General features: G+C 57.2%; 12 protein-coding genes. 4 read left to right on the top strand and 8 right to left on the bottom strand.

Annotation, left to right across the window (positions count from 1 at the left end):
- Window positions 1-154 precede the first annotated feature (154 nt).
- Window positions 155-478, top strand: a complete 324-nt coding sequence (locus ACR0JA_RS04305) for an H-NS histone family protein (protein WP_480570445.1) — start codon at window positions 155-157, stop codon at window positions 476-478.
- Between the two features lie 73 nt (window positions 479-551).
- On the opposite strand, the gene ACR0JA_RS04300 is transcribed toward ACR0JA_RS04305, so the two are convergent.
- The 6 genes from ACR0JA_RS04300 to ACR0JA_RS04275 form a co-directional block, all read right to left on the bottom strand.
- Window positions 552-767 carry a hypothetical protein gene (locus ACR0JA_RS04300; protein ID WP_480570442.1) on the bottom strand — a complete coding sequence of 72 codons (216 nt, stop codon included), beginning with the start codon at window positions 765-767 and terminating at the stop codon, window positions 552-554.
- A gap of 153 nt (window positions 768-920) precedes the next feature.
- Window positions 921-2,105, bottom strand: a complete 1,185-nt coding sequence (locus ACR0JA_RS04295) for a vWA domain-containing protein (protein WP_480570439.1) — start codon at window positions 2,103-2,105, stop codon at window positions 921-923.
- A gap of 4 nt (window positions 2,106-2,109) precedes the next feature.
- Window positions 2,110-2,280, bottom strand: coding sequence for a hypothetical protein (locus ACR0JA_RS04290; RefSeq protein WP_480570436.1), 171 nt, complete (start codon window positions 2,278-2,280; stop codon window positions 2,110-2,112).
- 6 nt (window positions 2,281-2,286) lie between these two features.
- Window positions 2,287-3,648, bottom strand: coding sequence for a DUF2927 domain-containing protein (locus ACR0JA_RS04285; protein WP_480571146.1), 1,362 nt, complete (start codon window positions 3,646-3,648; stop codon window positions 2,287-2,289).
- Window positions 3,648-4,037, bottom strand: coding sequence for an N-acetyltransferase family protein (locus ACR0JA_RS04280; RefSeq protein ID WP_480571144.1), 390 nt, complete (start codon window positions 4,035-4,037; stop codon window positions 3,648-3,650). Before ACR0JA_RS04280 ends, ACR0JA_RS04285 begins: the two co-directional genes overlap by 1 nt.
- Window positions 4,038-4,220: 183 nt before the next feature.
- Window positions 4,221-5,066: an AAA family ATPase gene (locus ACR0JA_RS04275; RefSeq protein ID WP_480570433.1), complete on the bottom strand. Its 846-nt coding sequence runs from the start codon at window positions 5,064-5,066 to the stop codon at window positions 4,221-4,223.
- Between the two features lie 371 nt (window positions 5,067-5,437).
- Between ACR0JA_RS04275 and dksA the strand changes: the two genes are divergently transcribed.
- Both dksA and ACR0JA_RS04265 read left to right on the top strand, forming a co-directional pair.
- Window positions 5,438-5,860, top strand: a complete 423-nt coding sequence (gene dksA / locus ACR0JA_RS04270) for an RNA polymerase-binding protein DksA (RefSeq protein WP_039531267.1) — start codon at window positions 5,438-5,440, stop codon at window positions 5,858-5,860.
- 72 nt (window positions 5,861-5,932) lie between these two features.
- Window positions 5,933-7,081, top strand: a complete 1,149-nt coding sequence (locus tag ACR0JA_RS04265; protein ID WP_480570431.1) for an FAD-dependent monooxygenase — start codon at window positions 5,933-5,935, stop codon at window positions 7,079-7,081.
- A 4-nt stretch (window positions 7,082-7,085) separates the two neighbouring features.
- On the opposite strand, the gene xth is transcribed toward ACR0JA_RS04265, so the two are convergent.
- Window positions 7,086-7,865 carry an exodeoxyribonuclease III gene (gene xth / locus ACR0JA_RS04260; protein ID WP_480570428.1) on the bottom strand — a complete coding sequence of 260 codons (780 nt, stop codon included), beginning with the start codon at window positions 7,863-7,865 and terminating at the stop codon, window positions 7,086-7,088.
- A gap of 427 nt (window positions 7,866-8,292) precedes the next feature.
- Here xth and ACR0JA_RS04255 point away from each other — a divergent pair, with 427 nt between their 5' ends.
- The gene (locus ACR0JA_RS04255; RefSeq protein ID WP_480570425.1) at window positions 8,293-8,589 is read left to right on the top strand and encodes an antibiotic biosynthesis monooxygenase family protein; all 297 of its coding nucleotides are present in this window, start codon (window positions 8,293-8,295) and stop codon (window positions 8,587-8,589) included.
- A 113-nt stretch (window positions 8,590-8,702) separates the two neighbouring features.
- On the opposite strand, the gene ACR0JA_RS04250 is transcribed toward ACR0JA_RS04255, so the two are convergent.
- Window positions 8,703-9,146 carry a YqfO family protein gene (locus ACR0JA_RS04250; protein WP_480570422.1) on the bottom strand — a complete coding sequence of 148 codons (444 nt, stop codon included), beginning with the start codon at window positions 9,144-9,146 and terminating at the stop codon, window positions 8,703-8,705.
- Window positions 9,147-9,155 lie beyond the last annotated feature (9 nt).

The following is a 9,155-nucleotide window of genomic DNA, read 5'->3' as shown; positions in this document are numbered from 1 at the left end:
AATCATATTTTTGGGTGAATTGCCCATGTGTCACACTCACCTTTTGACTATGTCTCGATTTCGTTGAGCAAGAATTCGTCGTCATATTCGGCTTTTCTTGCTCTTGGGATGGTTTTCTGCTTAGTCGCGGCTGGACAGAATGAAGGGAAACAAGATGTCGATAGACATTAGCGGCCTGAATGCGGCTGAACTGAAAGAGCTTGCAGTGAAGATCGAAAAGCGCGCTGTGGAAGTGGAAAAAGAAACGCTGCAAGCGGCTCTGAAAGAAATGCGCGCGATTGCGGATAAGCTGGGCGTGGCTTTTGAAGATGTGATTGCTCTGCATGGCGGCAAAGGCAAGAAAGCAGCGACCAAACCGGCTGCCAAATATGCCAACCCTGATGATCCGACACAGACATGGACCGGGCGAGGTCGCAAACCTGCATGGGTGAAAACGGCACTGGAAGCTGGGAAATCCATCGACGATCTGACGATCTGAGTTTTCGGATATTGTTCTTTATAAAACTGAATGCCCCGATGCGGGGCATTCTAGGTAAGTTGGATAGGTTCCATCACTGCTGACGATTGGTTTTTTTCCAGCGTGACAAGCTAAGACAGCCAAAGACGATAGCCAGAGCCAGGAACACAAAGAAACCCGCCTTGTCCTCGGGAAAGGCATTCTCAAATCCACCGTGGCGTTCCGTGAATGAATAGACGTTATGTGCGAGGAATCCGAAACCACCACACAGCACAGCCAGCGTACCGGGATGTTTGAAGAACCGTACCAACGCTTCTCCCGGATCACCCTCAATCAACGTTTTTGATCTATCCGACCTTGGGTAGTTCGAAGTCGCTCTTCTCGACCGCACCATTTCATCAAATACATCGGTGTATCGGGCGCTTGTTGCGGGTGGTATTGCGCTGCCGTTAGACCAAATGTGTCAGCGCGTCAGTTCCCGCATGCCCTGTTCCAGGCCGGCCAGGGTCATCGGCATCATGCGGTTCTCGAAGATCTCCTGGATCATGCCGATGGAATGGGTGTACTCCCAGTACTTCTCGGGCACGGGGTTGATCCACAGGTTCGAGGTCCATTGTTCCCGTGCGCGGTGCAGCCAGACCTGACCTGCCTCCTGGTTCCAATGTTCGCTGGCACCGCCGGGATAGGCGATCTCGTAGGGGCTCATCGAGGCGTCGCCGACGAAGATGCATTTGTAGTCCGAGCCGTAGGTGCGCAACACCTCGTGGGTCGGCGTCTGCTGATCCCAGCGGCGACGGTTGTCGCGCCAGACGCCTTCGTACAGGCAATTGTGGAAATAGTAGTATTCCAGATGCTTGAATTCAGTTCTGGCGGCCGAGAACAGTTCCTCGACCACTTTGATATGCGGATCCATTGACCCGCCTACATCCAGAAACAACAGCACTTTGACTGCGTTATGACGCTCGGGACGGGTTTTGACGTCCAGATATCCGTGTTCTGCAGTTGCGCGGATCGTGCCGTCCAGATCCAGTTCATCCGCAGCGCCTTCGCGCGCCCAACGGCGCAGACGTTTCAACGCAACCTTAATGTTGCGGGTGCCGAGTTCGACCGTATCATCAAGATTGCGAAACTCGCGCTTGTCCCAGACCTTTACAGCACGCTGGTTGCGGCTTTCCTTCTGGCCGATCCGCACGCCTTCGGGATTGTATCCATAGGCCCCGAACGGAGAGGTCCCGGCCGTCCCGATCCATTTGTTGCCGCCCTGATGGCGCCCTTGTTGTTCCTTGAGCCGCTCGCGGAGCGTCTCCATCAGCTTGTCGAAGCCGCCGAGTGCTTCGATCTCGGCCTTTTCTTCGTCGGACAAGTGCTTTTCGGCCATCTTGGCCAGCCAGTCTGATGGGATATCGACGGCCTCGAGCACCTGGTCGAAGCTGATGTCGTTCAGACCTTCGAAACTGGCGGCAAAGGCGCGGTCGAATTTGTCGATGTTGCGTTCGTCTTTCACCATCGACACGCGGGCGAGGTAGTAGAATGCCTCAACGTCGTAGGTGGCCAATCCCCGTTTCATGCCCTCGAGAAAGGTCAGGTATTCGCGCAGCGAGACCGGAATACCTGCGTTTCGAAGATTATCGAAGAAGGGCAGGAACATCAGCCTAAACCACTACCCGCACCAGGATCAGGGACAGGATCAGTCCCAGCAAGGCAAATGCGATACCGTACCCGGCGGCGTATTGCGCCATGTCAGCCCGATTTCCGTTGCGCTTGCGGGCTTTCAACACCCCCAGCACGGCACCCAGAACAGCCATTCCCCAAACCAGCAGCATACGTTGTCATCCACCTGTATTGCGCGGAGGCCGCTGCGCGATTTCTTGAGTCACCGAGCGTACCACCAAATCCGAGCCGAACCCGTAGCGCGCCCACCCGATACTGTCCAGCCTGACAGCGCGTGCCTGATCGGCACGCCCGGCCTGACGCAGCGCTTCGGACTTGAGCAACATCAGCGTGGCCATCAGGGCAGCATTCTCGGCTCGGGTCATGACGTCGATGGCCTGGTTCAGTTCGGGCAAAACCTGTGCACCGCGCCCCTGGGCCAGTTCATAGGCCGCGGTTTGAGCCGTGATATGCGCTTGGTGAACTTCGGTTCCGGCTGTGGCACGGAGGTATTTCAGCGCGATCTCGTATTGCTGCCTTGCACCATCGGGGTCGTCGAACTGGCTCATCCGGCCCAAAAGATAGTGCGGATAAGCGCGGCGTTGATCTGTCCAGCCCTGTGACTGACCGATCCGCATAGCCTCTTGCGCGGACCGAACGCGGCGGGGTGACGGCGAGCCGGGGCCGAGCGCCCGCTGCATCGCGTTGATCCATTCTCGCGGCGTCTCGGTCCGTGGCTGCGTCTTTATGTACTCACCCTTCGGATTCAACCGTCGCAGAACGTTTGGCATGACGCGCGCGACCTGTTCTTGGGTCATTCCGTTGCGCAGTTCCGGTGAATAGGCCGCGCGCAAGATCAGCATGTCGAAACCGGTCAGGATCGTGTGAAAATTGTCGTCGTTGAAGACCGAATCCGGCAGGTGGTAAAGGTCGTTCAGCGGCCCCAGCGCCTGCGCCAGTTCCTCGTGCAGACAATCGCGCATCTCTTGCGGGCTGACGTCATAGGGGATGAATATCCCGATACGGTCGCGCCTGCGCAGCTGCGTCCAATTGCTTTTGGCTTTGCGCCGGTCGCGGCGGTACTCTTCGAGGCTCGAGGAATTGGGCACGACGAAACAGGCCGCTTGTGGCAGGATACGGCGGATCTGCTTTTGGCTTACGGCCTCGATCGTGATGTTGGCCGGGCCTTCGGTTACCTGTTCGATGTCAATTCCGGCCTCGCGCCGAAGGCGCGACAGAAGGCGGGTCAGATCGGATTGCATCGATGCGGGCGGCGTTCCGGTCAATCGCAGCGTTATCGGTTCTTCGAACCGCGTGAAAACCGGCAGTTCCGCACCGCTTTCCAAGGCAAAATGCAATGCGATGAAGTCTTCGGCGATATTAACGTTCGAACGCGACGGTGGCGCTGTCCGCGTCTGCTTGAAACTTGGGATCGGGGGCAGGGCGGCTTCGACAAATACCGCGCGCGTCGACAGGTCGGCAGGGGCAATTGTATTGCACCCGGTCAACGCCAGCACCGCTAATGTTGCCACCCAGCGCATCATGGGCGTTGATACCGGATAAACGGCGTCTGTTTGCCAATGCGGTCATACAGTTTGCGCGCGGTGTGGTTGAAGTCCTGCGTCAGCCAATAGACTGAAGGTGCGCCGCGCCGGTCGGCCTCATCATAGACGGCTTGAATAAGCGCCCGACCGACACCGGTTCCGCGCGCCTCGGGGCGTGCAAAGAGGTCTTGCAGGTAGCACACATTTTCCTGTTTCCATGCGTGGCGGTGAAACAGGTAATGGGTCAAACCTACAAGGTGACCGTCGAATTCCGCGACGAAACAGGAAAAGTCCTGAGGATCATCTCCCAGCAGCCGCGCGAACGTCGTGTCATAAACCTCGTCCGCGACAGCTGTTTCATAAAACGCCAGATAGTCGCACCACATCTCGGACCATTCGGGCCGATCCTCAGGACGCAGGGGACGGTTGAGCGGTGCGTCGGGCAATGCGAAAATCCTCTTGGCTCGGAACTTCTTCCCCGACGGTGGCGGAGCATCTGTGGCAATGCTGGCATCCGGCCCTGGCCGTGGCAAGAGACGATCGCAGGATAATCGCCGAATGTGACGTGGTCACCGCTTGCTGCGCGCCATGAAAGCAAGGCGTTCGAAGAGATGCACGTCCTGTTCATTCTTCAAAAGCGCCCCGTGCAGCTTGGGCAACGCATTGGCACCATCGCGTTTCAGGTCCTCGGATGTCAGATCTTCGGCCAGCAGCAGCTTGAGCCAATCCAGCACTTCCGAGGTCGAAGGCTTTTTCTTGAGCCCCTGCGTCTCGCGGATTTCATAGAATTGCGTCAGCGCGGTGGTCAGAAGCGCATCCTTGATCCCGGGATGGTGTACTTCGACAATCCGGCGCATCGTCGCCTCGTCCGGAAAGCGAATGTAGTGAAAGAAACAACGGCGCAGGAACGCGTCGGGCAGTTCCTTTTCGTTGTTCGACGTGATGATTACGATCGGTCGGTGCTTTGCCCGGATCGTCGCGCCCGTCTCGTAGACATGGAACTCCATCTTGTCGAGTTCCTGAAGCAGGTCGTTGGGAAATTCGATATCTGCCTTGTCAATCTCGTCGATCAGCAGAACCACCTTTTCGTCTGCCTCGAATGCCTGCCACAGTTTTCCCTTGCGGATGTAGTTTGAGACGTCGTGGACACGCTCATCACCCAACTGGCTGTCGCGCAACCGGCTGACCGCGTCGTATTCGTAGAGACCCTGTTGCGCGCGGGTCGTGGATTTCACGTTCCACTCGATCATCGTCAGTCCCAGCGCGCCGGCCACCTGCTTGGCCAACTCAGTTTTGCCGGTGCCGGGCTCACCTTTGACCAGCAAAGGACGTTCCAGCGTGACGGCGGCATTTACAGCGATGGTCAGATCATCCGTGGCGACATATTCTGCCGTGCCTTGAAATCGTGCGGTCATGGGCCTCATCCGGATCTTAGAAAAGCGTTGTTGACCGGAGTTACAGAGCGCTTGCGCGATTTACAAGCGGTCCGCCGCGTCCACTGGTCGGGCGCCATCGGAAAACGGCGACCGAATCCGGTTGATTCGAAAAATGTCCGACGCCCCCTTGGTTGCACGCGCCTTGAAATCGCCCTGACTGTTTCACAGAAAAACAGCGATTTGTTCCTATTAAGTCTCAGAATTGAACCAGCCTGTCTGGCGACGTAACGGCGCTACGTTTGTGTAGTGACATTCCTACGCCTGTCAGATAAATGCTGCGCAGAAGGGGGTGCCAAATGTCAGGTAACACTACCACGACCGACGTTTCTGGCCATACCGAGGGAGCCAAAATGAAGCAGGAAGTTTTTCTGCCGGAGGATTATCGTCCGGCCGAAGATGAACCTTTCATGAACGATCGACAGCTTGAGTATTTTCGCCGCAAGCTGCTGGATTGGAAGAATGAGCTACTAGCAGGCAGCCGCGACACGATCGAAGGGTTGCAGGACAACACCCGTAACATTCCGGACGTTGCCGACCGCGCGAGCGAGGAAACCGACCGCGCACTGGAACTGCGGACCCGGGACCGCCAGCGCAAGCTGGTCGCCAAGATCGACTCGGCCCTGCGCCGGATTGACGAGGGCGAGTACGGATATTGCGAAATGACCGGCGATCCGATCTCGCTGAAACGTCTGGATGCGCGTCCGATCGCGACCATGACACTGGAAGCGCAGGAACGGCACGAGCGCCGCGAAAAGGTTCACCGCGACGATTGATCGCCGAACCGTCGGAACAAATCGACGCCGGGGCCTGTGGCTCCGGCGTTTTTTTTGGGATACATCGGATTTATGCAATTAGCGGGCGTGAAATTTGCCGTGGTGGGCGCAGGGATCGGTGGTCTGGCGGCCGCGGTAGCGCTGCGGAAACGCGGGGCACAGGTTGTCGTGCTTGAACAGGCACAGGCAATCACCGAAGTCGGCGCCGGGCTGCAGATCAGCGAGAACGGCATGAAAGTCCTGCGCGCATTGGGCGTGGTTGGGGATGTTCCCAAGGCCGGGCTACGCTCGTACGGTACCGTCGTGCGTGACTATCGCAAGGGGCGCTTCGTTAGCCGCCTTCTACCGCCTTCTGCGGGGGCGACCTGGTATTATCACAGGGCCGACCTTGTTGATCTTCTGTATGCGGCGGCGGTTGATGCGGGTGTCGACATACAATTGAACAGCTGTGTTCGGGACGTCGACGACGCCGCCGAACAGATTGATATCCGGCTTGAGGACGGTCGACTGCTGACGGCGGATTGCCTGATAGCAGCCGATGGTGGGCGCAGCGCAATCCGACCTCAACTGAACGGAGAGGAGATTCTGGGATTTACCAACCAGGTCGCCTGGCGTGCCACAATCCCATGGGATCGCCACCTGAAAGCGCCCAAAGCGCATCTGACGATGGGTCCCGGTCGCCATGTCGTGACCTATCCCCTCCGGGATCAACGCCTTCTGAACATCGTCGCGATCGAAGAGCGCTCGGACTGGCAAGAGGAAGGCTGGCGCTTGCAGGGCGACCCGGACGAGTTGCGCGCGCGGTTCGCCGATTTCGGCGGCAAAGTGCGCGAAGTGCTTGCCGAGGTGCATCAGACTTACCTCTGGGCCCTTTTCTTGCGCCCGGTCGCACGCAAATGGCAAAATGGTCGCATCGCACTGCTTGGTGACGCGGCGCATCCGACCTTACCTTTTATGGCGCAGGGGGCTTGCCTCGCGCTGGAAGATGCCTGGGTTCTGGCGCGATCCTTTGACGCCGAAACATTGGCCGACAGCCTTGCGGCTTATGAACAGGCGCGATTTGCGCGCGCCCGGCGCGTGGTTGACGCCGCGGGGTCCAATGCCCGCAATTTCCATCTGCGGGGGCCGATGCGGTTGGCCGCTCAGATGGTGCTTACAACAATGGGATCGCGATTGGGGCGGCGTTACGACTGGATCTACGAGTTCGACGTAACGACCTGAAGTTTCAGAGATCCAGATCGACCCATACCGGTACGTGGTCCGATGGCTTTTCGTGTCCGCGAATCTCGGCATCAATCTTGCAATCGCGCAACAGATCGGCGGCCTGCGGGGTCAGCAGGAAATGGTCGATACGGATGCCGTCGTTCCGGTTCCAAGCGCCAGCCTGGTAATCCCAGAACGAATAGTGTTCGGGACCTTGCGTGACAGCGCGAAACGCCTCGGTAAACCCCAAGTTCAGAATTTTGCGATATGCGGCGCGGCTTTCTGGGCGGAACAGAGCGTCCTCACGCCAGGCGTCAGGACGCTTGGCATCTTCGGCCTGAGGGATGATGTTATAGTCGCCGGCCATCAGCGCGGGCGCTTCCGAGCTTAGCAACGTGCGTGCGCGGTCATAAAGCCGTTCCATCCATGCCAGCTTGTATTCGTATTTGGGGCCGTGGGTCGGGTTGCCATTGGGCAAATACAACCCACAGATTCTGAGGGCCTGCTTGCCGATCACGGTCGCCTCGATCCAGCGCGCCTGTTCGTCTTCGTCGTCACCAGGAAGCCCGCGCGAAACATCCTCAAGCGGCAGTTTCGAGAGTATCGCGACACCGTTAAAGCTCTTCTGCCCGTGAGTTTCGACGTTGTAGCCGCGTTCTTCGAACAACTCCCGAGGGAAATTCTCGTCAATCGATTTGATTTCCTGCAGCAGAACCACATCCGGCTGCGCGTCATCCAGCCATCGGGGCAGAGCCTCGGCCCGCGCCTTGATGCCGTTGATATTGAACGTGGCGATTTTCATGCGCTGCCCTCCGAAAGCCTGTGGCAACCTATCGCCCAGAACTGGCCCAACGGCAAGTCGGATGCGGGGTGCCGAGGCGCTGCCTCGCGCTCCGGGATAACTTGGCCAGATGAAGAAACACGTCTTTGACCAATCTGACCGAACAAATATCTGCGGCATGGGCGGGGTGGACGAACACGCCAGCTGAGGCTAACTGGCGTGCTGAAAGTCAAAGATGTTTGACTTTTGCGTCATTACATTGCCTCAACTGAACCTCGGTCGAATTCACCTACTCTCAGCATCAATTTTCAGATGTTTTGGCAGTGCGCCATACTGCATCGCGGTAAGTCGGTTTTGAGCCACAAAGACGACATTTCAGAGTTTTGCTGCTAAGAGTTGAACCTGAGGCTACCATACAGGCTGAAACCCCGCCAAAAGGAGGGACAGCATGATTATGCGCATTTTTCAGGTATTGGTTCGAGAAGGTAAGGAAAAAGAATTCAGCGAGTTCTTTCGCAACACCGCTATTCCGTTGATGAAGGGAACCGAGGGCATCGTCCAAGTCTTTCCAGGTGCACCTCGTGCAGATAGCCCGAGAGAGTTCAGTTTCGTGATGATCTGGAAAGACTTGTCGTCGCTTAAAGCTTTCGTGGGAGATGACTATCAATCGCCTCACATTGATGCGGCAGAAGCCGAATTAGTGGAGGCTAGAACGATCAAACACTACGATTTGGTTGAAGGTTGACGCCGGTTTTCTGGGAAGCAACCAAGGTCTGCTTCGAGTCCAACCTGTTCATCCGCCAAGGTGCGGCGGTTGTCAGGTCTCAGGTGACGTCCTCGGCTGTGTTCTGGTGCCTTCTAACGGTGTTCTTTAGGCACCCAGTCTTCGGCTTCATTGTTCCAGAACCTATTGGGGTTGTCCTCATCCATTCCCCGAATATGGAGGGTGCGAACACAAGTTTCCACGAAAATCACCGGCTGTTCGTAGGGGTGCGATGCATAGATGCGCTTGAGAGCCTGAGCAGCCTTCGCCTCGCTATCACCTACAAAGAAAGACAGCTCCACACAGGGCACCTCCACCACATCTTCGGTTGCTACATTGCGCCCGCTTCCAAGCGATCTAAATTGCTGGATGCCCGGCGCGGTTCGAAATGTGACGCAATCATAGTCACCATATTTCAGGCTATCCTCGACCAGAACAGCATCCACAATTTTCTGCGCGTGGGTATCGGGCACCTGAACGACGATCCGCAGACCGCATTCGGGCACGAACCTGTCATTGTTGAGCTTGGGCAGTGTCATGGGTATCTC

This window comes from Ruegeria sp. AM4 (genome assembly GCF_056540665.1).
This window is presented reverse-complemented; position numbering and strand designations above follow the sequence as displayed.

Bases quoted from the DNA above. Each gene is read 5' to 3' on its own strand.
- ACR0JA_RS04305 (WP_480570445.1), top strand. From the start codon at position 155: ATGTCGATAGACATTAGCGGCCTGAATGCGGCTGAACTGAAAGAGCTT.
- ACR0JA_RS04295 (WP_480570439.1), bottom strand. From the start codon at position 2,105: ATGTTCCTGCCCTTCTTCGATAATCTTCGAAACGCAGGTATTCCGGTC.
- ACR0JA_RS04265 (WP_480570431.1), top strand. From the start codon at position 5,933: ATGCAATTAGCGGGCGTGAAATTTGCCGTGGTGGGCGCAGGGATCGGT.
- ACR0JA_RS04280 (WP_480571144.1), bottom strand. From the start codon at position 4,037: ATGTGGTGCGACTATCTGGCGTTTTATGAAACAGCTGTCGCGGACGAG.
- ACR0JA_RS04285 (WP_480571146.1), bottom strand. From the start codon at position 3,648: ATGCGCTGGGTGGCAACATTAGCGGTGCTGGCGTTGACCGGGTGCAAT.
- ACR0JA_RS04275 (WP_480570433.1), bottom strand. From the start codon at position 5,066: ATGACCGCACGATTTCAAGGCACGGCAGAATATGTCGCCACGGATGAT.
- ACR0JA_RS04255 (WP_480570425.1), top strand. From the start codon at position 8,293: ATGATTATGCGCATTTTTCAGGTATTGGTTCGAGAAGGTAAGGAAAAA.
- ACR0JA_RS04250 (WP_480570422.1), bottom strand. From the start codon at position 9,146: ATGACACTGCCCAAGCTCAACAATGACAGGTTCGTGCCCGAATGCGGT.
- dksA (WP_039531267.1), top strand. From the start codon at position 5,438: ATGAAGCAGGAAGTTTTTCTGCCGGAGGATTATCGTCCGGCCGAAGAT.
- ACR0JA_RS04290 (WP_480570436.1), bottom strand. From the start codon at position 2,280: ATGCTGCTGGTTTGGGGAATGGCTGTTCTGGGTGCCGTGCTGGGGGTG.
- xth (WP_480570428.1), bottom strand. From the start codon at position 7,865: ATGAAAATCGCCACGTTCAATATCAACGGCATCAAGGCGCGGGCCGAG.